The sequence below is a fragment of the Thermoanaerobacterium sp. CMT5567-10 genome (assembly GCF_030534315.2).
Taxonomy (GTDB): domain Bacteria; phylum Bacillota; class Thermoanaerobacteria; order Thermoanaerobacterales; family Thermoanaerobacteraceae; genus Thermoanaerobacterium.
The window spans coordinates 2,470,573-2,496,168 of the sequence record NZ_CP130558.2 but is presented as its reverse complement, the minus strand read 5'-3'; the positions used below and the strand labels follow the sequence as shown (position 1 = coordinate 2,496,168).

The 25,596-nt window shown below is 33.6% G+C and carries 27 protein-coding genes and 1 other RNA gene; 3 read left to right on the top strand and 25 right to left on the bottom strand.

The window, feature by feature from the left end; genetic code table 11:
* Positions 1-46: 46 nt before the first annotated feature.
* From secG to Q2T46_RS12605, 11 genes are all read right to left on the bottom strand, one after another.
* Complete coding sequence (secG, locus tag Q2T46_RS12655) at positions 47-286, bottom strand: preprotein translocase subunit SecG (RefSeq protein ID WP_303265189.1); 240 nt, start codon at positions 284-286, stop codon at positions 47-49.
* Positions 287-401: 115 nt separating this feature from the next.
* Complete coding sequence (locus tag Q2T46_RS12650) at positions 402-758, bottom strand: DUF134 domain-containing protein (RefSeq protein ID WP_303265190.1); 357 nt, start codon at positions 756-758, stop codon at positions 402-404.
* Between the two features lie 150 nt (positions 759-908).
* Positions 909-2,195, bottom strand: coding sequence for a phosphopyruvate hydratase (gene eno, locus Q2T46_RS12645; RefSeq protein ID WP_303265191.1), 1,287 nt, complete (start codon positions 2,193-2,195; stop codon positions 909-911).
* 20 nt (positions 2,196-2,215) lie between these two features.
* The gene (gene gpmI / locus Q2T46_RS12640; protein WP_303265192.1) at positions 2,216-3,757 is read right to left on the bottom strand and encodes a 2,3-bisphosphoglycerate-independent phosphoglycerate mutase; all 1,542 of its coding nucleotides are present in this window, start codon (positions 3,755-3,757) and stop codon (positions 2,216-2,218) included.
* Between the two features lie 12 nt (positions 3,758-3,769).
* Positions 3,770-4,516 (bottom strand): triose-phosphate isomerase, encoded by a 747-nt coding sequence (tpiA, locus tag Q2T46_RS12635; protein WP_013298467.1) that lies wholly within the window; start codon positions 4,514-4,516, stop codon positions 3,770-3,772.
* Positions 4,517-4,529: 13 nt separating this feature from the next.
* Complete coding sequence (locus Q2T46_RS12630) at positions 4,530-5,711, bottom strand: phosphoglycerate kinase (RefSeq protein ID WP_303265193.1); 1,182 nt, start codon at positions 5,709-5,711, stop codon at positions 4,530-4,532.
* Positions 5,712-5,773: 62 nt separating this feature from the next.
* Entirely contained in the window at positions 5,774-6,781 is a 1,008-nt protein-coding gene (gene gap, locus Q2T46_RS12625) for a type I glyceraldehyde-3-phosphate dehydrogenase (RefSeq protein WP_013298469.1), read from the bottom strand.
* Positions 6,782-6,831: 50 nt separating this feature from the next.
* On the bottom strand, positions 6,832-7,854 hold the full coding sequence (locus tag Q2T46_RS12620) for a sugar-binding transcriptional regulator (protein WP_094044679.1): 1,023 nt from the start codon (positions 7,852-7,854) through the stop codon (positions 6,832-6,834).
* Positions 7,855-8,019: 165 nt separating this feature from the next.
* Positions 8,020-9,369, bottom strand: a complete 1,350-nt coding sequence (gene rpoN, locus Q2T46_RS12615) for an RNA polymerase factor sigma-54 (protein WP_303265194.1) — start codon at positions 9,367-9,369, stop codon at positions 8,020-8,022.
* A 122-nt stretch (positions 9,370-9,491) separates the two neighbouring features.
* Entirely contained in the window at positions 9,492-9,764 is a 273-nt protein-coding gene (locus Q2T46_RS12610) for an acylphosphatase (RefSeq protein WP_013298472.1), read from the bottom strand.
* 99 nt (positions 9,765-9,863) lie between these two features.
* Positions 9,864-10,688 (bottom strand): Cof-type HAD-IIB family hydrolase, encoded by an 825-nt coding sequence (locus Q2T46_RS12605; RefSeq protein WP_013298473.1) that lies wholly within the window; start codon positions 10,686-10,688, stop codon positions 9,864-9,866.
* A 202-nt stretch (positions 10,689-10,890) separates the two neighbouring features.
* Here Q2T46_RS12605 and Q2T46_RS12600 point away from each other — a divergent pair, with 202 nt between their 5' ends.
* The gene (locus Q2T46_RS12600) at positions 10,891-11,313 is read left to right on the top strand and encodes a Fur family transcriptional regulator (RefSeq protein ID WP_303265763.1); all 423 of its coding nucleotides are present in this window, start codon (positions 10,891-10,893) and stop codon (positions 11,311-11,313) included.
* A 23-nt stretch (positions 11,314-11,336) separates the two neighbouring features.
* Here Q2T46_RS12600 and Q2T46_RS12595 read toward each other — a convergent pair whose 3' ends face one another.
* The 12 genes from Q2T46_RS12595 to ssrS form a co-directional block, all read right to left on the bottom strand.
* Positions 11,337-12,824, bottom strand: a complete 1,488-nt coding sequence (locus Q2T46_RS12595) for a VanW family protein (protein ID WP_303265195.1) — start codon at positions 12,822-12,824, stop codon at positions 11,337-11,339.
* A gap of 79 nt (positions 12,825-12,903) precedes the next feature.
* Entirely contained in the window at positions 12,904-13,548 is a 645-nt protein-coding gene (nth, locus tag Q2T46_RS12590) for an endonuclease III (RefSeq protein ID WP_303265196.1), read from the bottom strand.
* Positions 13,529-14,671, bottom strand: a complete 1,143-nt coding sequence (gene queG, locus Q2T46_RS12585; protein ID WP_303265764.1) for a tRNA epoxyqueuosine(34) reductase QueG — start codon at positions 14,669-14,671, stop codon at positions 13,529-13,531. Before queG ends, nth begins: the two co-directional genes overlap by 20 nt.
* Before the next feature lies 1 nt (position 14,672).
* Positions 14,673-17,045: a Lon protease family protein gene (locus Q2T46_RS12580; protein WP_303265197.1), complete on the bottom strand. Its 2,373-nt coding sequence runs from the start codon at positions 17,043-17,045 to the stop codon at positions 14,673-14,675.
* A gap of 16 nt (positions 17,046-17,061) precedes the next feature.
* Entirely contained in the window at positions 17,062-17,211 is a 150-nt protein-coding gene (locus tag Q2T46_RS12575) for a hypothetical protein (RefSeq protein WP_303265198.1), read from the bottom strand.
* The gene (locus Q2T46_RS12570) at positions 17,208-17,426 is read right to left on the bottom strand and encodes an alpha/beta-type small acid-soluble spore protein (protein WP_311062431.1); all 219 of its coding nucleotides are present in this window, start codon (positions 17,424-17,426) and stop codon (positions 17,208-17,210) included. The genes Q2T46_RS12575 and Q2T46_RS12570 overlap by 4 nt, the downstream gene beginning before the upstream one ends.
* Before the next feature lie 73 nt (positions 17,427-17,499).
* The gene (locus Q2T46_RS12565) at positions 17,500-17,688 is read right to left on the bottom strand and encodes a ferredoxin (protein ID WP_303265200.1); all 189 of its coding nucleotides are present in this window, start codon (positions 17,686-17,688) and stop codon (positions 17,500-17,502) included.
* 62 nt (positions 17,689-17,750) lie between these two features.
* Complete coding sequence (locus tag Q2T46_RS12560; protein WP_303265201.1) at positions 17,751-17,951, bottom strand: hypothetical protein; 201 nt, start codon at positions 17,949-17,951, stop codon at positions 17,751-17,753.
* 69 nt (positions 17,952-18,020) lie between these two features.
* Positions 18,021-18,680 (bottom strand): hypothetical protein, encoded by a 660-nt coding sequence (locus Q2T46_RS12555; RefSeq protein ID WP_303265202.1) that lies wholly within the window; start codon positions 18,678-18,680, stop codon positions 18,021-18,023.
* A 52-nt stretch (positions 18,681-18,732) separates the two neighbouring features.
* Positions 18,733-20,073, bottom strand: coding sequence for a radical SAM protein (locus tag Q2T46_RS12550; RefSeq protein WP_303265203.1), 1,341 nt, complete (start codon positions 20,071-20,073; stop codon positions 18,733-18,735).
* A 114-nt stretch (positions 20,074-20,187) separates the two neighbouring features.
* Positions 20,188-21,831 (bottom strand): nucleoside kinase, encoded by a 1,644-nt coding sequence (locus Q2T46_RS12545; protein ID WP_303265204.1) that lies wholly within the window; start codon positions 21,829-21,831, stop codon positions 20,188-20,190.
* A gap of 92 nt (positions 21,832-21,923) precedes the next feature.
* Positions 21,924-22,100: non-coding RNA, 6S RNA (ssrS, locus tag Q2T46_RS12540), on the bottom strand.
* A gap of 273 nt (positions 22,101-22,373) precedes the next feature.
* Here ssrS and Q2T46_RS12535 point away from each other — a divergent pair.
* Positions 22,374-24,086: an IS1634 family transposase gene (locus Q2T46_RS12535; protein WP_303263384.1), complete on the top strand. Its 1,713-nt coding sequence runs from the start codon at positions 22,374-22,376 to the stop codon at positions 24,084-24,086.
* A gap of 148 nt (positions 24,087-24,234) precedes the next feature.
* Here the strand turns inward: Q2T46_RS12535 and Q2T46_RS12530 are convergent, their stop codons facing one another.
* Complete coding sequence (locus tag Q2T46_RS12530) at positions 24,235-24,783, bottom strand: rubrerythrin family protein (protein ID WP_303265205.1); 549 nt, start codon at positions 24,781-24,783, stop codon at positions 24,235-24,237.
* Positions 24,784-24,911: 128 nt separating this feature from the next.
* On the opposite strand from Q2T46_RS12530, the gene Q2T46_RS12525 reads away from it, so the two are divergent.
* Positions 24,912-25,217 carry a hypothetical protein gene (locus Q2T46_RS12525; RefSeq protein ID WP_303265206.1) on the top strand — a complete coding sequence of 102 codons (306 nt, stop codon included), beginning with the start codon at positions 24,912-24,914 and terminating at the stop codon, positions 25,215-25,217.
* On the opposite strand, the gene Q2T46_RS12520 is transcribed toward Q2T46_RS12525, so the two are convergent.
* Positions 25,204-25,569 (bottom strand): ATP-binding protein, encoded by a 366-nt coding sequence (locus tag Q2T46_RS12520; RefSeq protein WP_303265207.1) that lies wholly within the window; start codon positions 25,567-25,569, stop codon positions 25,204-25,206. The genes Q2T46_RS12525 and Q2T46_RS12520 overlap by 14 nt on opposite strands.
* Between the last annotated feature and the right edge of the window lie 27 nt (positions 25,570-25,596).

Below are 25,596 nucleotides of genomic sequence, written 5' to 3'. Positions count from 1 at the left end.
CTCAAAAAATAAAACCCAAAAAGGGTTTTATTCCAACTTAAAAATATTATCTTCCCATCAGCAATGTTAATATCAATGAAGTAATGATAAATACGACTGCACTGATTGTCGTAAGTCTCTCCAAAGTGCCTTCCATCGTCCTTGCCTTGTTTTTGCCAAAGAAAGTTTCAGCACCACCTGCTATAGCTCCAGATATACCTGCACTTTTGCCCTGCTGCAACAAAATAACTGCCATCATAAATAAACTGACAATAATATGAATTATAAGTACTATTATTTTTAGCATATGTTTAACCTCCGAAAATCAGATTTACGTGCATACTACACTATTTTTTATTATATAACAATAACTTATTCATATCAAGCATAAATTTAAAATCGTGAAAGGGATTAAAATATAATTACTCATCTTCATTTATATCCATACCGTGCCTGTGGCAATGACCATGATGTACTGTATCGTCTCCATAAACTTTGTAATTTCCGCCCTCCACTTTAATTGCCTTTCCATTAACAAGAGCATCAGCAACTTTCTCACGAGCGGAAATAATAATTCTAAAAAATGTTGGTCTTGAAACTCTCATCTTTTCTGCACACTCTTCTTGCTCCAAACCTTCCAAATCCTTTAGCCTGATAGCTTCAAATTCTTCAACTGTAAGCACTACTTCATTTAAAGAATGCATAGGTATCCCCACCGGCTTAAAATAGTTAACATTTGGTTCACATTTTACCCATCTGCATTTTTGAGGTCTTGGCATATTATCACATCCCATATCCTTTTTTATACATAATTATAGTACTATTTTAACACTTATCTGATATTTACATCAAGATATTAATACAAAACATAATTATTTTGGACACAAAAAGAAACCCAATAAATTTATTGGGCTTCTTTATAATGTTTCTCATTTTACGTTGTAAAATGCATCTTTTCCAAGGTATTGCGCTATTCCACCTAATCCTTCTTCTATTCTCATTAATTGGTTGTATTTTACAACTCTATCTGTTCTTGAAGGAGCACCAGTCTTAATTTGTCCAGCATTTACAGCAACAACAAGGTCTGCAATAGTTGAGTCTTCTGTTTCGCCTGAACGGTGTGATACAACAGCAGTATATCCTGCTTTCTTAGCCATCTCTATTGCATCGAGAGTTTCAGTAAGTGTACCTATCTGATTAAGTTTAATGAGTATTGAATTTGCAACACCCATCTTTATACCTTTTGAGAGTCTTTCTGTATTTGTAACAAAAAGATCGTCACCTACAAGCTGTATCCTCTTGCCTAATCTTTCTGTTAAGAGCTTCCAGCCATTCCAATCCTCTTCTGCCAAGCCGTCTTCTATAGAAACGATAGGATATTTATTTACAAGTTGTTCCCAGTAGTCTACCATTTCTTCTGATGTCCTGACTACTCCTTCACCATCGAAATGATATTTTCCATCTTCTTTGTACATCTCTGATGATGCAGGATCAAGTGCTATTGCTACATCTTCCCCTGGTACATAACCTGCTTTTTGTATAGCTTCTAATATTACCTGGATTGCTTCTTCATTTGATGTAAGATTTGGCGCGAAACCACCTTCATCACCAACTGTTGTGCTTAAGCCTTTTGATTTAAGTACAGACCTTAAATTGTGGAAAACTTCAGCACATGTCCTTAAAGCCTCATGGAAGCTTTGCGCACCAACAGGCATGATCATAAATTCTTGTATGTCAACATTGTTATCTGCGTGTTTTCCACCGTTTAATATGTTCATCATTGGAACAGGCAGAATCTTTGCATTTACACCGCCGAGGTATTGATAAAGTGGCAAGCCAACTTCTTCAGCAGCAGCTTTAGCAACAGCCAGTGATACACCAAGAATTGCATTAGCACCAAGATTAGACTTATTTGGTGTTCCATCCAAATCAATCATGGCTTTGTCTATAGCTACCTGGTCTATTGCATCCATTCCAATAATTTCTGGAGCAATCTTTTCATTTACATTTTCTACAGCCTTTAATACACCTTTGCCTAAATATCTGCTATTGTCGCCATCTCTTAATTCAACTGCTTCAAACTGACCTGTTGAAGCACCAGATGGAACTGCAGCACGTCCTACTGCACCGCTATCTAATTCAACTTCAACTTCTACTGTTGGATTTCCCCTTGAATCAAGGATTTCCCTAGCATAAACATCTACAATTATAGACATAAATATTCTCCTTTCGTTTTTTATCTTCCTATTATAAGGGACTTACCTGTCATCTCTTGTGGTTTTGGAAGTCCCATTATATCAAGCACTGTTGGTGCTATATCAGCAAGTATTCCATCATTTCTAAGTGTAACATCACCCTCGCCAATTACTATAAATGGCACAGGATTTGTCGTATGAGCCGTTTGTGGCTCTTTAGTAACTGGATCTATCATCTGCTCTGAATTTCCATGGTCAGCAGTTATAAGTATAGTACCGCCAACTTCCTGACAAGCTCTAACAATCCTTCCCACGCACTCATCAATTGCCTCAATCGCCTTTACAGCGGCATTAAATACGCCTGTATGACCAACCATGTCAGGATTTGCAAAATTAAGCAGTATAAAACCATATTGATTTGACTTAATTTTTTCTACTACTGTATCAGTAACCTCATATGCACTCATTTCAGGTTTTAAATCGTATGTTGCCACTTTTGGTGAAGGTATCAATATCCTGTCTTCACCTTTATTTGGCTCTTCTACACCACCGTTAAAGAAGAATGTAACATGAGCGTATTTTTCAGTTTCAGCTATTCTAAGCTGCTTTATGCCTTTATCGCTTAAATATTCGCCCAATGTATTTTTTAAATTCTCAGGCTTGTATGCAACATGTATGTTCTCGAATGTTATATCATACTGAGTCATAGAGACAAAGTAAACAGGTATATAGCCCTTTTCTCTTTCAAAATAGTTAAACACTTCGTCTATAAAAGCTCTTGTAATCTGCCTTGCTCTATCTGGCCTGAAATTAAAGAATATTATAGAGTCATTTGCATCTACAGTAGCGGTTGGTTTTTCATTTTCTAAAATAACAGTAGGTTCTACAAACTCATCTGTCTGATCTTTACTATATGCTATATCTATTGCTTCTTCAGGTGAATTAGCAAATACACCTTTGCCTAACGCTATGGCATCATAAGCTTTTTTCGTCCTATCCCATCTTTTATCGCGATCCATTGCATAGTATCTTCCTGCGATGGTAGCTATTTTTCCTATTCCAAGCCTATTAGACTCATCTTCAAAAGATTTTACGTATTCCTTAGCACAGGCTGGCGGAACATCCCTTCCGTCTAAAAATGCATGAACATACACTTCATTTAATCCTTGCTCTTTTGCAAGTTTCATAAGTGCAAAAAGGTGCGTAATATGACTGTGAACACCACCGTCGGACAAAAGTCCAAAAAGATGGAGCTTAGAGCCATTTTTCTTGACATTTTCAATAGCATCGAGAAATTCTTGCTTTTTAAAGAACTCCCCTTCTTTAATTTCCTTGCTTATTCTTGTTAACTCCTGATATACAATTCTTCCAGCGCCTATGTTTAGATGTCCAACCTCTGAATTTCCCATCTGTCCTTCTGGAAGCCCAACAGCAAGTCCACTTGGTATTAGCTTTGTATTGGGATAATTTTTAAAGTAATAATCAAGATTCGGTGTATTAGCTGTGTAAATAGCATTTCCTTCTTTACTTTCTGAAATGCCAAATCCATCTAAAACAACAAGCATTACAAAATTTTTGGGCATGCAATCCTCTCCTTAATAATTTACAATTTTAGCGAAATCCTGCGCTTTAAGGCTAGCTCCGCCCACCAATGCCCCATCAATATCGCTCTCTGACATTAACTCTTTAGCATTATCAGGTTTAACACTTCCACCATATTGTATTCTTACCTCATTAGCAGTATTTATATCATAAATACTAGCTATTGTCTCCCTGATAACTTTTATAACATCATTTGCATCCTTTGATGTAGCTGTTTTTCCAGTACCAATAGCCCATATAGGCTCATAAGCTATAACGACATTTGTTACATCATTCTTTAAAACATCATCTAATGCTTTTTTTGTCTGCTCTCTTACAACATCAAATGCTTTGCCATCTTCTCTTTGACTTAAAGTTTCACCAACACAAACAATTGGTTTTAAGCCATGGCTCAATGCAGATTTTACTTTTCTGTTTACTGTTTCATCAGTCTCAGCAAAATATTGTCTTCTTTCTGAATGACCAATTACAACATATTCTACACCAATTTCCTTAAGCATAAGCGGTGAAACTTCGCCAGTAAATGCTCCTTTTTCTTCCCAATGCATGTTCTGTGCACCTAATCTTATGTTTGATCCGTCCAATGCTTTTTTAACATCTACCAAATCCACAAAAGGTGGAATAACAACCACTTCCACATCAGTATCTGCCACTAGAGGCTTTAGTTCATTTACAAGATTTACAGCATCAGACGGTGTCATGTGCATTTTCCAGTTGCCTGCAATTATAGGTATTCTCAATTAAAACACCTCTTTATTTATCATTTAATGCGGCAATTCCAGGTAAAACTTTGCCTTCTAAAAATTCTAATGATGCTCCACCACCGGTAGAGATGTGTGATACCTTGTCTGCATAGCCAAGTTGTTCAACTGCTGCAGCCGAATCTCCGCCTCCTATTATCGTCGTACCACTGCATTCACTCATTGCCTTTGCAATAGCTTCTGTGCCCTTTGCAAAGTCGCTTATTTCAAAAACACCCATTGGTCCATTCCAGACTACTGTCTTGGCATCCTTTATAACATTAGAAAATGCTTCTACAGTCTTAGGCCCAATGTCTACACCTATTTTGTCTTGCGGCATCTTATCTATGTCAACCACTTCATATGGAACTCCAGGCTTTAATTCTTCGCAAACTACTGTGTCTACAGGCAATAAGAGCTTAACACCCTTTTGTCTAGCTTTTTCAATCAAGTCCTTTGCAAGCTCTAATTTGTCTTCTTCTAACAGCGATTTCCCTATTTCGTGTCCTTCAGCTTTTATGAAAGTATAAGCCATGCCACCGCCTATAAGCAAGCTATCAACTTTATCTAAAAGATTTGTTATTACGCCAATCTTATCAGAGACTTTTGCACCACCAAGTATAGCTACAAATGGTCTCTTTGGATTTTCCAAAGCTCCACCCATAAAGTTGAGTTCTTTTTCAATTAAAAATCCTGATACAGCAGGCAGGTAACTTGCAACACCTGTTGTTGAAGCATGTGCCCTATGAGCTGTGCCAAAAGCATCATTAACGTATATGTCAGCAAGTGATGCTAATTCTTTTGAAAAATTAGTATCATTTTTTTCTTCTTCAGCATGGAATCTTACATTCTCTAGCAATAAAACTTCCCCATCTTTTAATGAATTGGCTTTTGATTTCGCATCTTCTCCTATTACATCATCAGCCATTATAACAGGTTTGTTTAATAATTCTGAAAGTCTTTTTGCAACAGGTTTCATGGAATACTCCGGATTGAATTTTCCCTTTGGCCTTCCAAGATGTGATACTAAAATTACTTTTGCATTGTTATCGATGAGATATTTGATAGTAGGTAATGCTGCTTTTATCCTTGTATCATCGGTAATATTTTTTTCACTGTCCATAGGAACATTAAAATCAACTCTTACCAATACTTTTTTCCCGCTTACATCCACATCTCTGACAGTTTTTTTCACGTATATACCTCCTAACATGATATATTATGGGACAAGGTTATAAACCTTGTCCCACTTACATATTAAAGCCTATCTGCTACATACTTAGCAAGGTCAACAACCCTGTTTGAATAACCCCATTCATTGTCATACCATGAAACAACTTTTACAAGATTGCCTTCCATTACCATAGTTGATAATCCATCAACTATTGATGATCTTGAATCGCCTTTGAAGTCCATCGATACTAATGGCTCATCTGTGTATCCAAGTATTCCTTTGAGCTCATTTTCTGCCGCTTCTTTCAATACTGCATTTACTTCTTCTACTGTCACGTTCTTTTCTAACTCTGCGACAAGGTCAACGACAGACACATCAGGTGTAGGAACCCTCATAGCAAAGCCATTGAGTTTTCCTTTCAATTCAGGTAAAACTAATGCAACTGCTTTTGCTGCACCTGTTGTTGTTGGAATTATTGACATTGCTGCTGATCTTGCTCTTCTTAAATCTTTGTGTGGAAGATCAAGAATTCTCTGATCGTTTGTATAAGAGTGAACAGTGGTCATTAATCCTCTCTTTATGCCGAATTTGTTATGTAATACCTTCGCAAAAGGTGCTAAGCAGTTTGTAGTACATGAAGCATTTGAAATTACATGGTGTGCATTTGGATCGTACTTGTCCTCATTAACACCCATAACTATTGTTATATCTTCATTTTTAGCAGGCGCTGAAATTATTACCTTCTTTGCTCCAGCTTGTATATGCTTTACTGCATCTTCTTTGTTTGTGAACCTACCTGTTGACTCAATTACGATGTCAACACCCAAATCTTTCCATGGCAACTTTGCAGGATCTGTTTCTTTTAATATTTTTATTTCCTTGCCATTTACAACAAGTGAGTCTTCTTTTGCTACAACTTCACCTTCAAATTGGCCAAATGTTGAATCATATTTTAATAGATGTGCTAATGTTTTAGCATCAGTTAGATCATTGAATGCAACAATATCAAGATCTACATTTTTCTTTAATGCTGCTCTGAAAAAGTTTCTGCCTATTCTACCAAAGCCATTAATACCTACTTTTACTGCCATAATATTTCCTCCTTTAAAATTATATTTTATATTAAACACCTTTCGGTGTATTAACAACTTTTTAATATTTCAAACGCTGCGCCTTCATCTGTTATAAGGACATCAACCATACCACTGCTACAAGTTGACAGGATTGCATCAGCCTTACTTCTACCTCCAGAAACAGCTATTAAATTTTTGACATTTTTTAAATCATCTTTTGTAAGAAATATGCTAGGTGTCTCATACACCGTTTCACCATTTATATTTAAGTAAAACCCTAATGCCTCCGATGTTGCACCTACTTTCTCTAAATAGTCCCTTGTAGATGGAGGTAAGTTTCTTCTGTCCGCCATTACATCAGCACGACCAATCCCAAAAAGTACTATATCAGCTTTTTTGAGTATGTCGATGACGTTTTTTATGTCAGGTTCATTTATAAGAGTTGCTATCGCTTCTTTCCCTATGTTGTCAGGTATATGAAGCATTTTATATGAGCCCCCTAATTTTTTTGCAAGAACAGATGCTATCGTATTAGCCTGCTTTTCAACATCACGACCTAAGCCACCTCTTGCAGGTACCACCATTATATCAGACTTTGTATAACACTGGGGCATTTCATTTGCAACTTCCATTACTGTTGAACCACCAGTCAATGCTATAATGCTGTCATTTTTGATAATGCTTTTGAGATAATTTGCAGCAGACTTTCCCATATCCTTTTTTATTAGCTGGTCATTATCAACATCGCCAGGTATAACAATAACTTTTTTCAATTTTAAGCGATTTGCCAGAGTCTTTTCCATGTTGTTTAATCCTTTTAGCTCATGGATAAACTCCTTAAGTTCTTCTAAAAGCTTCTCGCCATCTTTAGTCACTGTCATGCCTAAAGGATTTATGTCGATAAGGCCTTGGCTTTTTAAAAAAGATACTTCAGTCCTTATTATTCTCTCGCCAATGTTTAGTTGATATGATAAAGCTCTTCTGCCAATTGGCTGGCTGAAATATATATTACGCATTATAGTATACCTTTTTTGCAGCAGTTCTATTAACTCAGGCACAATTTTTTGTTGTAGTGAAATTATGTCACTCATGTATCTAAACCTTCTTCAGGACTTTTATTGACCCGTTGTCTTATAACTGTCCCACCAAATTAATAAATAATATTTACTTCCAATACTATTTTATATTAAGAATCTCATTTTTTCAATAGATTAAATGATAAAAGAGAGCAATTTCTAAAATTAGGCTCTCTTTTATCAATATCTCTTTCTCTTGCCTGATGATGGAATATTCATCTCTTCTCTGTATTTTGCGACAGTTCTTCTTGATATCGTGATTCCTTGGCTAACAAGAATTTCGGCAATCTTTTGATCGCTTAATGTTTTTTTAGGGTCCTCATCGCTTATCAACTGCTTTATCATCTCTTTTATCATTTCCTGCGAAAATTTTTCACCATCGCCATTTTCAATACCGTTTTGGAAAAAGTATTTTATTTCAAATACACCTAAAGGCGTATCTACATACTTCCCATTTATTGCTCTGCTTACGGTTGATTCATGAACACCAACGATTTCTGCTATTTTTTTTAAGTTCATTGGCTTAATATATTTTTGAATCCTATCAAAAAATTCTCTCTGCTCTTTTACTATTGCACTTAACACTTTGTACAAAGTATCACGGCGACTTTCTATGCTTTTAATGAGCCACATTGCTGACTGAATTTTATTTGACAGATATTTTTTTATATTGTCATCATCTGTTGCAGTCAAAATACTTTCATATGACTTATTTATTCTCAATCCGGGATACAGTGACTCATTTACCAGCACAATATAATCGCCATTTACCTTTTTAATATATGCATCTGGAATAACATATTTTGTATCATTATAACTTGAAAAACTGGATCCCGGTCTTGGATTTAATTTCTTTATTTCATCAACTGCATTCTGTACTTCCTTGATATCAACGTTTAATTTTTTTGCGATATATGCTAATTTGTTGTCAGCAATCTCATACAGATAATTATCAATAATTTCTTTTATAATGCCGTTGTACAGGTTTTTTGATTTAAGCTGTAGTTTAAGACATTCATTTAAATTCCTTGCTCCAACTCCTGGCGGATCAAAGGACTGTACGATATTTAAGGCTTTCAAAACATCAGCTTCATTAAATTTGTATTCTTCACTTAGCTTTTTAACATCGTCATTCAAATAACCATTACTGTCAAGGTCGTAAATTATAACTTTGCATATTTCTTTTAATTTCTTCTGAAGAGGTGTTATATGAAGTTGAAACATCAAGTGATCCGTCAGTGATGTCTCATTATAAACTATATTTTCAAAGCTATAGTCATCCTTCTCTTCGTCATCACTGCTGTAATTATATTTATCTAAATCGCTATTTTTATTCATCTCAATGTAAGCATCAATGATGTCTTCCCTCTCCTCAGAAGCTTCCAGCATTGGATTTGTCTCTAATTCACTTGTAATCAGTTCATTTAACTCATATGAATTCAATTGAAGAATCTCAATAGCTTGTTTTAACTGTGGAGTCATCATTAACTTCTGCACTTGTTTTAAATTAAGTCCTATATCCAGCTTCATATTCTACACCCTCATTAATTTTATATATCTCTTTAATATATTATATCATAAATGTAAGCGTTTAGAAACATGTGAAAAATATCCAGAAAGGATAAAAAGTCTATGTTTTAGAAAGTTGGATTTCACATAATCTCAAAGGTATGGTATAGCCCTTTATAATCTTCCCACTTTTCTACGACATTTTCGACTCTAGCCCATCTTAACCCATTTTTTATGTAAGAAATAAGCTCTCGAATATTTTCTTCATCACCTTCAGCGACTATTTCAACACTTCCATCATATAAATTTTTCGCATATCCTGTTATATTAAGTCGCATAGCCATATTGTAAACAGAGTACCTAAGACCTACTCCCTGGACATAACCTGTCAAATTTAAGTAAACCATCTTTTTCATAAACTTTTCTCCTTTCACTCATTGCATATAAATAAAATTATCGATCCTTTATATGAACTTTTTATTATGCCGATCCGCAGCTAAAGCAAATGCAATAGGCTATAAAATAAATTTATTTATAACGTAAGCAACACCATTTTCCATGTTTGATTTCGTAATAAAATCTGCAGTTTTTTTAAGTTTTTCAATAGCATTCTCCATTGCTACTCCAAGCCCTGCAAATTCCACCATTTCTGTATCATTTTCACTATCACCTATTGCCACCATTTCTGACCTATCAACTCCAAGGTATTCTCCCAAAATTCTAAGTCCATTGCCTTTATTTATTCCTTTATTTAATATTTCTATGTTATTATAAAATGAGCTTGTAGTTTCTAGTTTATCGCCTTTATTGTTGTCTATTATATCTCTTACACGTTTTATTTTTTCTGAATCTTCATCAAACATTACAAACTTCACAATATTATCTTTTAATTTATCAGTAAAATCGATATCCTTAGGTATATCTTCGACTTTTACTCTTAAAGTTTCAGCATATAGCCTATTCCATTCACCGTACTTTTGATATTTACTGGTGCTTTCAGGTGAGTAGACAATTTTATCACTGTAAAAATGGTAATATAGGTCATTTTCATTTGCCAGATTTATTAAATAGGATATTAAATCAACGTCAAGAACACTTTTATATATTTCATTATCTTTATCATCTCTTATCATTGCTCCATTGCTTGCAATTATATATGGTTTAAATCCTAGAAATTCCGAATATGCATACGCAGATGCATAAATCCTTCCTGTTGATATAACTACATAAATTCCACTGTCATGAGCTTTTTGCAGTGCTTCTAAGTTTTCTCTTGAGATTTGCTTGTCATATGTCAAAAGCGTATCGTCCATATCTATCGCGACTAATTTGTATGCCATCATAGTCCCCCATTCATCAGAATATTTTTTCAATACTACTATATCATTACTTATCATGAACTTCAAGTTTGCAATAATTTTACTGGAAAAAGATATCTTAAAAAAATGATTGACAGTATAAAATAGCAATAGTATAATGTAACTATCAATATTACATGATAAATTTTATTAATTAATATTGTATCTAGAAAGAAGGGATATGATGGACGATATCTCGTCAATTCTCAAAGAAAAAGGGCTCAAAGTTACACCGCAAAGATTGGCAATTATAAATATGCTTAGAAATACCAAGGAACATCCCAGTGCTGAAACAATATACAAAACGTTGTCGTCCGATTTCCCAACAATGAGTCTAGCAACTGTATATAAAACGCTTGAAATGCTTAAAAATATAGGACTTGTACAAGAGCTTAATGTTGGCGAAGGTAGCTTTAGATATGACGCAAATGTCAATTCGCATCCTCATTTAATATGTTATGGATGTAACAGAGTAGATGACCTTGATGATTCAGCACTAGATGATCTTCTTGGTGAAGTTAGTAAATATACTGATTATCTTTTAAAGGATCAAAAGCTATATTTTTATGGCCATTGTCCTGATTGTAAAAAGAAGATGACAAATTAAAAAAACGAGCAAAGCTCGTTTTTTTAATTTGTTGGATTTATATTTTGAGGTTTTCCATTTAAATCTTCTGTAGAAATATTGTTATCTTCATTTTGATTTGGCTCATTTTTTGTGTTGTTATTTTCAGCTGCCTTTTTAGTACCACGTTTTATCACGCCGTCAACTGGTTTATAAATGTCAGTATATAAAAATTCTTTTTTCAAAAGCACATTATTATCATAAATTAGCCTGTAAGTATTTACCTTGTATCCTGTATGCTTTTCTACATCAACCTTTAAAACTCCATCTGGAAGTGTGGGATCATCAACATATGTCACTTTTGGCTCGTATTTCTCAACAATTTCAGAATATATATCTATTCTTTTTCCTGGATCTTCATTATACCCATAAAGATTGACAACAAAATTATTACCGCTTATATATGACTCAATGTATATAGGATATTTGGTAGGGTTCTCGAATTTTAAATCAAGTACATCGCCAGAAATTGTAGCGTCTTGTCCTGGAGACACATATCCAACTGGAAATGTATGATGGTATCTTTCATCGATCTTTAAATCAGCCCGTAGTGCAGCATTGTATAATGTTGTTGCAACCTGACATACACCGCCTCCTATATCTGGAACGAGTTTATTCCCAATTATTACTGGGGCTTCTTTATAACCATTTTGTATGATTCTAGGCCCTAAAGTTTTATTCAGTGAAAAAATCTGTCCTGGCATCAATAGTTTGCCATTTATAGCTTTTGCAGCTACAGCTAAATTTTCTGACCTGTTGACATCCCCTGTATTAAATTGAGTAGAATACGTTACGATTCTGCTTTTTATCATGCTGAGATCTGAAGCTTTTAAATTTGCTTCAACTCTTGCAACAGATATAGGAACTTCTATTGTACTGTCTCCACCTTGATTTATAATATTATCGACCGCACTTTTTATATCATTTACGGTTTTATCTGTATCCACCTGAAAACCAGATATATCATTCGTAATATTAATCTTTCCATTCGATACATTTATTTTAGCATCAACAGGATTTTTATCTATTTTTTTCGATATATCGGCAACAAAAATATCTAAATTTTTATAATTGGCTTCAGGACTATATTCAAGGTATCTGCCATGTTTCCCAACCTCGTATATCGTCTTTATCCGATTAAGGATATTTCCATTCTTTCCTATCGAGTAAGCTTTATTTACAATATTAGCGTAGTCATAGCTTATTTTAATGTCATCGTATGGAACGATAAACTGCATATCATTATACTTTAATACCACTTTCAAATTATCGATTGTTTTAAGCTCGCTTTGCAATTTTGAATATGCTTCAGTTTTAGTAAGCCCGCTTAAATTTACGCCATTTACAAAAACTCCCTTTATAATGATATTTTGATTGACAATAGTATAAAACAGTGCAATTGAACCTGCAAATAGTACAAGAACTAAAAATAGCAGCATGATATAAAAATAATTGCTTTTAGTTCTAATAATTTTTGTGCCCCTTGTCTCCATTTTGATCTCCCCAATTATTAATTTTTTAAAATCAATTTAATTATATAATAAATGTTTTTTTAAATTAATTACATACTAATTAATTTTTTATAAAATTTTTATAAAACTGGCATATATGGTTAACTGGGCAAATGTCGCATTTAGGTTTTCTCGCTGTGCAAATATTCCTTCCGTGGTATATTAAAAGATGATGAGACAAAGACCACAAATTTCTAGGTAATATATCCATAAGCTGTTCTTCTGTTTTAGTAACATCGCTGCTATCTGCAAGACCTATTCTGTTAGAAACTCTGAATACATGTGTGTCAACCGCAATTGCATCCTTTTTGAATGCATTACTTATAACTACATTTGCCGTTTTCCTTCCTACGCCAGGCAGTTCCATAAGTTTTTCCATCTCATCTGGGACATTACCACCATACTTTTCACACAAAATCTTACATGTGTTTATTATATTTTTCGACTTATTTCTGTAAAGCCCACAATCTTTTATTTCTTCCTCAAAATCACGTGGATCTATATCCTTCAAATCGGATGGAGATTTATATTTCTTAAAAAGTTTTTCTGTAACTATATTCACCCTTTTATCAGTACACTGAGCCGACAAGATTGTAGCTATCAACAGTTCAAAAGCATTATTAAAATGAAGCCCAGGTTTTGCATCAGGGTATGTTTTTTTAAGAATCTCTATAACTTCTAATGCCTCATCTTTCGTTATCCTCAAAAACCTCACCTCTAATATTAATTATGGCTTTTTTCATAAATTCCTTTGCAGCTTCATCTTTTTCATTTATATATGCTTTTTCAATATATGTCAGGGAATTTTTTCCATCTAAAATACTTAAAGCATATGCACTATAACCTCTTAAATATGAACTTTCACAGCTAAGCAGCGATTTCAACGGTTCAATTGCATTTTTATCATTTGAATTAATCGCAGCAATTATAGCGTTTCTTATCATGGTATTTTTGCCTCTCCAGGATGCAGATGTTGGTCCAAATACTTCCTGAAACTTCTTCTTATCAAGAGATAAAATTTCTCTCAAATCGTGCTTAGGCTTAAGTCCTCTTGGAATAAATACATCTTTTGTTACTCGTTTAGCTGTTTTATTAAAAGGACAAACATCCTGACATGTATCGCATCCATATATTCTTATTCCTAATTTTTTAATTGTGTCATCGCTTAGATATCCTTTTTTGATAGTAGCATATGACAAACATTTATTTGCATCTATCTTATACTCTCCAATTAATGCCTTCCCAGGACAAGCTTTAAGGCACCGCCTACAGCTTCCACATTTTGATTCAATTTTTTTATCAGGCTCAAAATAAATATTTAAAAGCATTTCACCTAAAAATAAATATGAACCGTACTTCTCATTTATTATCATATTATTCTTGCCATAAAATCCTATTCCAGCATTGTAAGCAATGGCTCTTTCCAAAAGAGGATTGTTATCAACAAGCAGCACCGCTTTTGCATCCTTACATTTAGACAAAATAAAATCTCTTAGCTTTTCAAGCAAGTTTATTAAAACTCTATGATAATCTACACCCCAAGCCGTCCTAGAAATAGTGCCATATGCTGACTTTGGTAAGTCAGCTTCGTAAACAACATTATAAGAAACAGCAACAGATATAATGCTTTTAACATCTTCAAGTAAAATGTAGGGATTTATTCTCTTTTCTATGTCATTTTCTTCTATATTACAGCTTAATCCGTTTTCATATCTATTTGTCAATAAATCCCTGTATTTAAAAAGACAATCGGGACTTGCAAAACCCACAATATCAATTCCCGATTTGTAAGCAAATTCTCTTATCTCATTCTTTGTGACACAAGTCACATTAAACATTCCTTTCTTTATTTGAAGATTCTTTATCTCTGGTCAAAATATCATAAAAAGACTTAAGCTTACTTTTTACCCTTTCGTTTATAACACTCATTTTTTCGCCTGTCAATATCTCCATTCCTTCATCGATTGTATTTACAGTGTATATATGGAATTTTCCATTTCTGCAGGCATCTATTACTTCATCGTCAAGAACAAGATTATTTACATTTTGCTCAGGAATTATTACACCTTGGTTACCTGTAAGTCCCTTTACTTTACATAATTTATAAAAACCTTCTATCTTATGGGTAACACCACCAACAGGCTGTATGACTCCAAACTGATTGACAGAGCCAGTCACTGCTATTCCCTGTTTTATTGGCACATCTGCAAGGCTAGATAGGAGTCCATAAAGTTCAGTACTGGATGCACTATCACCTTCAACACCTTCGTACAACTGTTCAAAGCATATTCTCGCTGAAAGTGTCAATGGAAAATCTAATGCATACCTATTTCCCATAAAACCCGTTATAATCATTACACCCTTGTCATGAATGTGCCCGCTCATCTTAGTTTCTCTCTCTATATTTACGACTCCTTCCTCACCTGGATAAGTTGTAACTGTTATCCTTGAAGGTTTCCCGAATTCATAATCTCCTAAATCTATCACAGAAAGCCCATTTACAACTCCAACTTTTTCACCATCAACATCTATTAAAAAGGTACCGTCTTTAAAATAATCTATATATTTTTCTTCTATCATATTTACTCGTTTAATTTTTTCTTTTATGGCTTTTTCCACGTGCTTTGCCATCACAACTTTGCTTTCATCTATTTCCGCCCAAATATTTGATTCATAAAGAATCTCTACAATGTCGTTAAACTGTGTCGTCAATTTATTTTTGTCTTCAGATATCCTTGTTGAATATTCGATTACTTTTGCTACGCCTGTATTGTGAAATGGTCTTAATTTGTCTTCAATGCAGTGCTTTTTTATAAATGAGGCCATTTTTGAAATATTTTCATCATTTAATTCCATCACATCATTAAAATCAACTTTAACTTTAAAAAGCTTTTTAAAGTCATCATCATAGTTATAAAGAATATAGTATAAATAAGGCGTCCCTATAAGTATTACCTTAACATTCAATTCAATAGGTTCTGGTTTTAATGACGATATTGATAAAAGACCGTATGAAGATGTCACATTTTCTATCGCTATTTTATCTGTTTTTAAGGTCCTCTTTAAAGCATCCCATACATATGGATATGTCAAGACATCTTTAGCCTGCAAAATGAGGTACCCACCATTAGCTTTGTGAAGTGCACCTGCTTTTATCTTAGTAAAATCAGTTATAGCTACACCAAAATCGCTTTCGTACTCAATACTACCTAAAACATTATTGTAATTTGGATTGTACTCGACAACAACAGGTGCACCATTTGTACGGCTGTTATCAACAAAAAGATTGATACTGTATTTTTTAAAAATATCTTTTTTGCTTCTTTTCATGATAAATGGAAACTGACTATCTTCGTCATCATCGCTTCTAAAATTATCAAGGTTTTCTAATATATCCCTCTGTACGCTATCAAGGTATTTCATTACACTGTTATAATTGCTATATTTTTCCCTTAAATCATCAATAAGATGCCCAACAGCAAGTAAGCCTACATTATTATCAAGTTCATGTATGGCATCTCTTGCTTCTTTGTCTATATTTTGTATATCTTTCCATATCTGAAGTGCCTTTTCTTCAAAATTAGCCGCTTTAGCTTCTATTTCTTTCCTCTTCTCATCCTCTAATTGCTCATATTCTTCATTGCTTATCTGCTTACCATCTATTACAGGAATGCTTACAATACCGGTTTTTGTTTCTTTTAGCACAAATCCAAAATTCTTTGCAAGCTCATTTAGTTCTTGGATCAATTCATTTTTTCTATCTTGAAATTTCTTTACAATCTCATTTTTCTGCAGATCGTATGATTTTGAATTAAAAGCCTTTGGAACCTCTCTTTGAAGCTGCTCCACAAAACCCCTCATATCATTTCTAAATCTCTTACCATCACCAGGTTTTAAATTAATAGCAATTGGCTGCGAAGGTTTTTCAAAATTAAACACATACACCCAATCATCAGGTACTTTTTCTAAATGTGCGATTTTACTCACACTACTTACGGCAAAGCTGGATTTACCTGTACCAGTAAGACCGGTTATAAATATGTTGTATCCCTTCCGTTTTATTTTTAACCCAAATTCCATAGATTCTTTTGCTCTTTCTTGACCTATAAGGCCTTCCAATGGCTTTATAGTCTCTGTCGTTTCAAAATTAAATAAATTTGGATCAATGTATTTTTTTAATTCATTAGCTGATAATTCCCTCATATAAAGCCCTCCTTTATTAATAAGATTTCGCCATTAATGCTATTTTCCCTTCTTTAAATCCGCACAAAACTATAATAATTATCCATTCTTCCTGCAAAAAATTTTCGAAAACTTTTATGATAAATAAATAATTAGCTGAAGGACATCCTTCAGCCAGCCACATCAATCTATCTTTCCGCCTTTTTCATCCATCTGTTTTTCAGCATATTTAATCATCTTCTTCACCATATTGCCGCCTATTTTGCCTACTTCTCTAGTGGTCATGTTTTCGAATCCTCGTTCTTTTATATCATCGTCAAGTTGCAACTCTTCCGCAACTTCCTCTTTTAACGAGTCAAGCTCATCTTCTGCTTTTGGGTACAATTTCCTTCTTTTAGACATAGAAAAAACACCTCCGCTCATTATTTTATCCTCCAGCGAAGGCATATATCCTCATTACTATTTCATTGAAACACTATATTTCTTTTATTGCCTCAGTGGGACAGCCATCTATTGAATCACGACATGCTTGTTCTTCACCTTCAGGCACTTCATCAATTATAACGTGTGATTTACCTTCATCATTCCAATCAAAAACTGCTGGACATGTATCTATACAAAGTCCACAAGCTATGCACAAATCTTGATCTACATAAACTTTCATGATTTTACCTCCTATGCTAATTTATACATTTAATATATCATATTTTTACAAAAAACAAAAGATTATTTTATTATATAGTAACACGCTTCTAAATCATCTTCCGCTGCATTTACAATCCTATTTCTCAACTTGTCAATAGTTTCTTCATTTACTTTTGCACCTTTATCACCTAATAATCGTGACACCACCATTTGACTTGCCATTGATTCTTTATACCTTTCGACAAAATCCATTATCTCACTGATTTCTTTTTCTCTGTCCATAAAAAAACACCTCCTCAATTTATTTTCTTTAAAATATTTTTTATTATACAAAAAAAGACCCAAAGGGTCTCAAATGTACAAAAGTGATTCTTTAAAGAAATTATTTAACAATGTCTTATCATTAGAACTCAATTCTCTTATATATTTATGGAAAATATTAATTTTATCAAATACTTTCCTGCTTTCACTGACTAAGTGATAATCGATGTAAAATCCTATTACAATACCTATAAATAACATTACAGGTGCTTCAGAACCAGTAATATTTATAGAATTCTTTATGCTTTCCACTGTTGCAACATCAAGTGTCTTTATCTGTAAAAGTAAAGTCGTAAGTGCATAAGCACAAAACTTCAATGGTTTTAATGTAGTTTTTTTCTCATTTATAAAATCATCGACTAATATTGTATTGTCATTTTTTTTAATCACGTTTAACAACATTTCTTTTACAGTATTCCATTCATGTGTACTGCTTTTGTTTACAACATCATAAGCGCTTTCTTTAGGTGTGTAAACTAAAATCGATCTGCCAAGCGATTTATCCTCATCTAGATAATATTCGCTCTGAACATATCCTAATTCTTCTAGTTCTGTCAGCATATCATAAGCCGTCCATTTGCTTATGCCCATAGAATTTGCAACATCAACATAATGAACAGGAACTTTATTTTTGTCGTAAAGCTCAATAAGAGCTTCTAAAAAGTCTATCTTCCTTCTCGTTAAAGGCACACAAACACCCCATTTCTTCCTCTAATTATAATAGGGTATTTTGCATACCTAGTCAAGCTTCTTTTTTTGAGGCATTCTTCTTTTCCCAGATGTCATCAGCAACTTCTCCCCAATTGTCTGCTACCTTCGTCAGATCAATATACAAGTTCTCAATGTGAGATGCTTCACTGTTTTCAGTATGCTTAGCTTTTGATTCCCTAACTATATCTAACAATTCTTTAGGATTATCAATTAGTGGACACGGCCTTAAGTGATTTTGGTTAAAGGGCATCCTTTTCCTGTATGATTTCATTATTGGCGACATAAGTGCTTCTTTTAAACTCACATCATTTATATTAACATTAGCATAATGAATAAAAGCACATGGTTCCACATCACCTGCTGCATTTATATGCAGATATCTCTTACCACCAGCAATACATCCTCCGCTAAATTCGCCATCATTCCAAAAATCAATTGCAAAAAGCTCTTTTGTGGCTCTTATATAATTTATCTTTTCATACGCATATTTCCTCTGCTCAGGTGTAACCATGAATTTGACATCTGGATCTTTTCCAACAGGTATATATGTAAAATACCAAGCAAAGTAAGCACCTTTTTCTATCATTTTATCGACGAATTCATCACTGAATATTTCCTCAATATTAGTTCTCGTATATGTTGCAGAATACCCAAATAAAACACCATTTTCTCTTAATAAATCCATTGCTTTCATTACTTTGTCAAAAGTTCCTTGACCTCTTATTGCATCATTGTTCTCCTTCAAACCGTTTATACTAATTGCAAATGTGATATTCCCTACCCTTTTAACTTCTTTTACCATATCCTCATCTATAAGTGTTCCATTTGTAAACAAATGAAATACTTGATTCTTATGGTTTTCAGCAAGTTTTATTATGTCTTTCATTCTAACGGTGGGTTCGCCACCAGATAAGACTATAAAATAGACACCAAGTTCTTCTGCTTCACTACAAACTTTATCCATTGTCTCATAAGAAAGATTATGTGGATTGTACTTTCCTGCCCAACAACCTACACAATTTAAATTACATGCTTCTGTCGGATCCATTAATATTGCCCATGGCACATTGGCATCTAACTTTTTTTCCCACTCTTGCTGTTTTGGAATGCCTTTAAGGCTGGCATTTACCAAAAAATTAATCATTAATGTCTTTAAAATATTTTTGTCAATATTTTTAATTCCTTTAATCGTGAATTTGTACCAATTGCTGTCTTTATCTTCTAAAAATGCCTTTACACTTTCTATTTGCTGTCTGTGCCTCGGTAATACAGCTATTTTTGACATGAGATTGGCCATGGTTTGTAGATTTTTTTCGGGATCTTTATCAATGTAATTGATAATCGCTCCTACAGCAGGGTCAATAATGTTCATAAAAATCGTCCTCCTTTTTTCCAATAAAATTAAAATTACCAAAAAGCCCAAAATTCTTCTTAAAAAAATATTAGCACTAATATCATATTAATTCAATACCATTTTAGAACTTTTTTATACATCAAGACAGCTTCCACCAATAAATTCTTTAATTAAAGAATTTGGAGGAATTGCAGATTCATCTTCCAGATTTACAAAATAGCTTAATATCTCCAAAAGCTCTTGTGCAACCGAAAAAGCCCTGCTGTCTTTATCTATCTCTCTTAAAAGAGGCTCAGCGTATTTCTTTATAACAGGCAGTTCATAAGGAAGCGATGAATTAAACATAATATCTGCATCTTCCTGATATGGGAAAATATAATTTTCCTCACCTTTTCTTACAGACGGCCACATAAGAATTGTTTCTTCGGCATCGCTAGAGCGAAACTGATTGTCTCTCACAATCCTTCTTAGAAGTCGTGTTTCGGTAGTAGATATTCTGTTGTGCTCGTCAAGGTTTAACTGCGTCAAAGCGCTTATGTATATCCTGTACTTGCTGTCTTTTGGTATATCTCTAGTTAGCTTTTCATTTAATCCATGTATGCCTTCCACAAGAATTATTTGGTTTTTATCAAGTTTAACTTTTTTCCCGTTTTCTTCTCTTACTCCTTTTTTGAAGTTAAAGATCGGCAGCTTTACTTCTTCCCCTAGCATAAGCTTTATTATATGATCGTTAAAAAGCTCTAAATCCAAAGCATCAATCGTTTCAAAATTATAATTGCCAAATTCATCTTTTGGAGTCAGCTCTCTCGGCAAAAAATAATTATCAAGAGATATTGGCAGTGGTTTTAAGCCATTTACTCTAAGTTGCACACTTAATCTATGCACAAAAGACGTCTTTCCAGATGATGAAGGCCCTGCAATCAGTACTAACTTTATCATCTTATTTTGATATATATGATCTGCTATGCTGGCAATCTTCTTTTCATGAAGTGCCTCAGATATTAAAACAAGCTCCCTCCCATGGCCATTTTTAATCATATCATTTAAAGATGCTACATATCCTATATCAAGTATATTTGCCCATTCCTCAGCTTCTTTAAATATGGATGCCAACTTTGGAACATCCATAAACCGAGGAAGAATATCAGGTTTTGCAGGATCAGGAAATAATAATATCACACCTGGAAAGTAAAGAAACAAATCAAAAAGTTCCAAATATCCAGTGGATGGGACACAGGGACTGTAAAAAAAATCGACAACATCGTCGCAAAAATAAACAGGAATTTTTTCTTTATCGCTATACTTAAAAAGACTTACTTTTTCTTCAAGGCCCTCTTTCATAAATAAATCTAATGCTTCTTTCTTATCCATATATTTTTTAACTATAGGATAATCGGCATCAATTATTTCTTTCATTCTATTTTTAATAGTTTGAACTATTCTATTATTCACTGTAGAGCCATGTATTTCACAGTACAATCCTTTACCTAAAGAGTGCTCAATAGTGACTTTTGAATCTGGTAAGATGTCTTTTACCGCTTTAATCAAGACAAATGTAAGGCTTCTTCTGTATACCATCATACCTTCTTCTGTCGACATGTCAACAAATTGTATCTCACAATCCCTGTCTACCTTTGTAGACAAATCAACCATGAGATTATCCACTTTTGCCGCAACTATTTTTGCTTTATGCATATCTTTAAAATTCTGTGATATATCCTCCAATGTAATACCTTCAGAAAAGAAATACGTTTTCCCATCAATATTTAAATTCATAAAATCACCTCTTACTAGATTATATTACAAATAAATTACCTTTTAAATCTATGTATAAAAAAAACCGGCAATTGCCGGTTTTTTTACATCCAGTCTATCCCGCGAAGCCGTTCGGCTATGTTTTCAAGCCCGCTTTTAAAGTGGGTATCCTGTCAATTATTTCTGAAGTCCCATCAATGTAGGCTATTCATACGTAATTGAACTTAGATTCCCGATGTCATGGTGTTGGTTGAAAACAAATTTGCCGTAACTAAACTTCTCAGGACCTTTATTATGATTTTAGTATATACCTAAATGCTTTTCATTGCAATAGTAGACTACTGGAAAAAATTAAAAAGACACAAATTTCGTTTTTTCTGCCCCACAGACAGGACACTTCTCCCTAGTTTTGCAGCAAAATTTTATGTAGCGTAACCCGGAACCAGCAATTTTACTAACGATTCCGGGTAAAATTTTTTTAAATTTTTGTCATATTTTGGTTGCGGATTATTATGGATTGTGGTATAATATAGTTATATTGAATTTTATTGGGGGAGTTTAATGTGTATTTAAAGAAAAGCAAACGTAGTTCCGGAAGAATATACTTATCTATTGCAGATGGATATCGCGATAAAGAAAGAGGGCATACAAGGACTGTTACTATTAAATCCCTTGGATACCTCGATGAACTTCAAAAACAATACGATGATCCTATCGCTTTTTTTGAACAAAAGGTTAAAGAATTGAATGAACAAAAAGCCATGAAAAAGGCTCCAATTGCTCTTAATTTTTCTCCTAATGAAAGACTTTTGGTTAATACGGATAACCGTAAAAACTTTGGCTATGCTGCATTTAGTAAGATTTATCATGAGCTTGAATTGGATAAATTTTTGAAAAACAGGCAGCGTCATTCAAAAGAAGAGTATGATGCTAATGCTATTATGAAACTTCTCGTATTTTCACGCTTATTGTATCCTGCTTCAAAGAAAAAGACTTATGAGAATAGAGATATATTCTTTGAGAGGTCTGATTTTTCTTTGGATGATATCTACAGATGTTTATCTTTTTTCAATAAGCATAGTGATGCTTTGCAACTTTGGGTTCATGAGCATATTAAGTCTTTATATGAACGAAATACTAATCTAGTTTATTACGATGTTACCAATTATTATTTTGAAATTGATGAACAAGATGAATTGCGTAAAAAAGGCGTTTCTAAAGAACATAGACCAGATCCAATTGTGCAGATGGGATTATTTATGGACACCAATGGTATACCTATTACATATAAACTTTTTCCTGGTAATGCTCTAGATAAAACTACACTTATGCCTATGTTAAGGAAAATACAACATGATTATTCTTTGGGAAGAATTATTGTAGTTGCTGATAAAGGCATCATTACTGGCGATAACATTTGGTATACTTTATCTGCTGGTAATGGTTATGTATTTAGCTATTCTGTTCGTTGTGCGGATAAGGAATTTAAGAAATATGTCCTTGACGAAAATGGATATACATACAGAGGAGATAGCTTCAAGATAAAATCCAGACTTTATCCAAGAGAAATATTAGTAACCACCACTAAAGGCAAAAAAATGAAAAAGGTAGTTGATGAAAAACAGGTTATTTTCTATAGTGAAGAGTATGCCTTAAAAGCAAAATATGAACGAGCTGCTACAATAGAGAAAGCAAAAGACCTAATTAAAAATCCAGCAAAATACAATAAAGCTACATCTTACGGTGCTTCCAAATATGTAAAGAATCTCATTTTTGATGAAGAAACTGGCGAAATATTAGAAAGTGCTCATCAACACTTAGCATTTGATGAGGAAAAACTAAAAGAAGAAGAAAGATTTGATGGATACTATGCAATAGTTACTAGCGAATACAAAGAATCTGATGATAAAATTATTGAAATGTACCGTGGCCTTTGGAAAATAGAAGAATCTTTTAAAATAACTAAAAGTGATATCGAAAGCAGACCGGTGTATTTATCACTAAAAGAGCATATTGATGCTCATTTTCTGATATGCTTTATATCACTTGTAATTGTGAGGATACTTGAATATAGATTAAATGGAAAATATTCTGTTTCAGCTATACTTGAGAGTCTAGCAAAAGCATCCTGCAGTTACATACAAGAAAATTATTACCTGTTTGATTTTAATAATGATGTTCTTGAAGATATAGGTAAAGAATTAGGTATTGATTTTGGGAAAAAGATTATGACATTAGGAGAGATTAAAAAAATTTTAGGAGAAGTAAAAAAATGACATTTCCACTACAACTTATTGACAAAAACAGAAAGCCCGAAAGCCTTCATTTTAAAGGGCTTATGGGCTTTTTTTATCCTTTTTTGCTGCAAAAGTCAGGGTATATACCTAAATGCTTTTCATTGCAATAGTAGACTACTGGAAAAAATTAAAAAGACACAAATTTCGTTTTTTCTGCCCCACAGACAGGACACTTCTCAGGTATAGGTCCTACTGTCGTATAGCCACAAACACTGCAAATATGTACTTCATTGAAGTTAACGTCTTTGCCCATGTCAACAGATAACTTGGCTTCTTTGAAAAGATCAGCATGAATTTTTTCAGCTTCTCTAGCCCATGTAAATGATTTTAAAGCTTCCTGTTCTTGCTGAAATTCTGCTGTAGCAATGTAAGTTGCATACATCTCATTTACTTCAAAAAGTTCTCCACTTATAGCTTTACCTAAATTAAGCGACGTGTTTCCTATGCCAAATCCAGCCATTGCTGGTACTAAAAAATCTCCCTCTATGTCTTTATGTGCTTTAAAGTGATTTCCGGCGTGAACTTCTTCTGCGTATGCAATTGCATTAAATAATTTTGATACATTTCCAAAACCTTCTTGCATAGCAATTTTACCCCACGCTTTATACCTTTGATATGCCATGCTTTCTCCACCAAATGCAGATCGCAGATTTGCTGCTGTCATATTATTTTTCATAAAAACACCCTTTCTTTTCTTAATTACTTTTTCTATATTTTCTATCAAATTCTTTATTTTATACAATGCATCATCATTTATATGAACGTATATATTACTTTTTCATAAATTGTATTGGGGGTTTTATTATGATTAATATAAATGATTTATTAAAAATGATAAAAAAATTCTTTAAAAAAAATAAAGGATATGACAAAATAACTCTAAGACTTTATGGTCTGGATATTGAAATAGAAAGAAAGACAAACATAGATGTGCCACATGAGGTCACAGTAGTTCTACCTAGAGTAGAACTTAGGAAAAAAACAAAAGGCAGTGATGAAGACATAGAAATAATCATGAATAGCATCACAGTTGTCCATTCGCCACGCCATAAAGAGCTTGGCGCATCTTCACCACCGCCTAATATTCCAAAAAGAATTAACCATGAATAAGATGTGGAAGGCATCTTACACAGACTTGCTTTATTTCTCCTTTGTATTTATATGTCAAGATTGGTGCATCGTCATCGCTATTGCCGCAATATGAACATCTATCTTTGTTGATGGTAGCCTTGTGCTTCAATGCAGCTTCTTCGTTAAAAGGTGCCGCTTCCCTTTCTTCAATGGACAAAGCACCTGTTGGACATACATTCAAGCATACCCCAGCACCATCACAAAGCTCCTCACTTATGACTTTAGCTTTTCCATTTACTAAAACGATAGCGCTTTCAACACACGGTGAAATACAAAGTCCACATCCATTGCACTTCTCTTCATCAATCTTTACTATCTTCCTTTTAACCATTTGATAACCTCCATTCATTTATATGCC

Bases quoted from the DNA above. Each gene is read 5' to 3' on its own strand.
- Q2T46_RS12650 (WP_303265190.1), bottom strand. From the start codon at position 758: ATGCCAAGACCTCAAAAATGCAGATGGGTAAAATGTGAACCAAATGTT.
- Q2T46_RS12580 (WP_303265197.1), bottom strand. From the start codon at position 17,045: ATGAGGGAATTATCAGCTAATGAATTAAAAAAATACATTGATCCAAAT.
- Q2T46_RS12550 (WP_303265203.1), bottom strand. From the start codon at position 20,073: ATGAACATTATTGACCCTGCTGTAGGAGCGATTATCAATTACATTGAT.
- eno (WP_303265191.1), bottom strand. From the start codon at position 2,195: ATGTCTATAATTGTAGATGTTTATGCTAGGGAAATCCTTGATTCAAGG.
- Q2T46_RS12565 (WP_303265200.1), bottom strand. From the start codon at position 17,688: ATGAAAGTTTATGTAGATCAAGATTTGTGCATAGCTTGTGGACTTTGT.
- Q2T46_RS12530 (WP_303265205.1), bottom strand. From the start codon at position 24,783: ATGAAAAATAATATGACAGCAGCAAATCTGCGATCTGCATTTGGTGGA.
- Q2T46_RS12570 (WP_311062431.1), bottom strand. From the start codon at position 17,426: ATGTCTAAAAGAAGGAAATTGTACCCAAAAGCAGAAGATGAGCTTGAC.
- Q2T46_RS12600 (WP_303265763.1), top strand. From the start codon at position 10,891: ATGGACGATATCTCGTCAATTCTCAAAGAAAAAGGGCTCAAAGTTACA.
- gpmI (WP_303265192.1), bottom strand. From the start codon at position 3,757: ATGCCCAAAAATTTTGTAATGCTTGTTGTTTTAGATGGATTTGGCATT.
- secG (WP_303265189.1), bottom strand. From the start codon at position 286: ATGCTAAAAATAATAGTACTTATAATTCATATTATTGTCAGTTTATTT.
- Q2T46_RS12560 (WP_303265201.1), bottom strand. From the start codon at position 17,951: ATGGACAGAGAAAAAGAAATCAGTGAGATAATGGATTTTGTCGAAAGG.
- Q2T46_RS12520 (WP_303265207.1), bottom strand. From the start codon at position 25,569: ATGGTTAAAAGGAAGATAGTAAAGATTGATGAAGAGAAGTGCAATGGA.
- gap (WP_013298469.1), bottom strand. From the start codon at position 6,781: ATGGCAGTAAAAGTAGGTATTAATGGCTTTGGTAGAATAGGCAGAAAC.
- Q2T46_RS12620 (WP_094044679.1), bottom strand. From the start codon at position 7,854: ATGAGTGACATAATTTCACTACAACAAAAAATTGTGCCTGAGTTAATA.
- Q2T46_RS12525 (WP_303265206.1), top strand. From the start codon at position 24,912: ATGATTAATATAAATGATTTATTAAAAATGATAAAAAAATTCTTTAAA.
- Q2T46_RS12545 (WP_303265204.1), bottom strand. From the start codon at position 21,831: ATGAATTTAAATATTGATGGGAAAACGTATTTCTTTTCTGAAGGTATT.
- Q2T46_RS12595 (WP_303265195.1), bottom strand. From the start codon at position 12,824: ATGGAGACAAGGGGCACAAAAATTATTAGAACTAAAAGCAATTATTTT.
- rpoN (WP_303265194.1), bottom strand. From the start codon at position 9,369: ATGAAGCTGGATATAGGACTTAATTTAAAACAAGTGCAGAAGTTAATG.
- Q2T46_RS12610 (WP_013298472.1), bottom strand. From the start codon at position 9,764: ATGAAAAAGATGGTTTACTTAAATTTGACAGGTTATGTCCAGGGAGTA.
- Q2T46_RS12605 (WP_013298473.1), bottom strand. From the start codon at position 10,688: ATGGCATACAAATTAGTCGCGATAGATATGGACGATACGCTTTTGACA.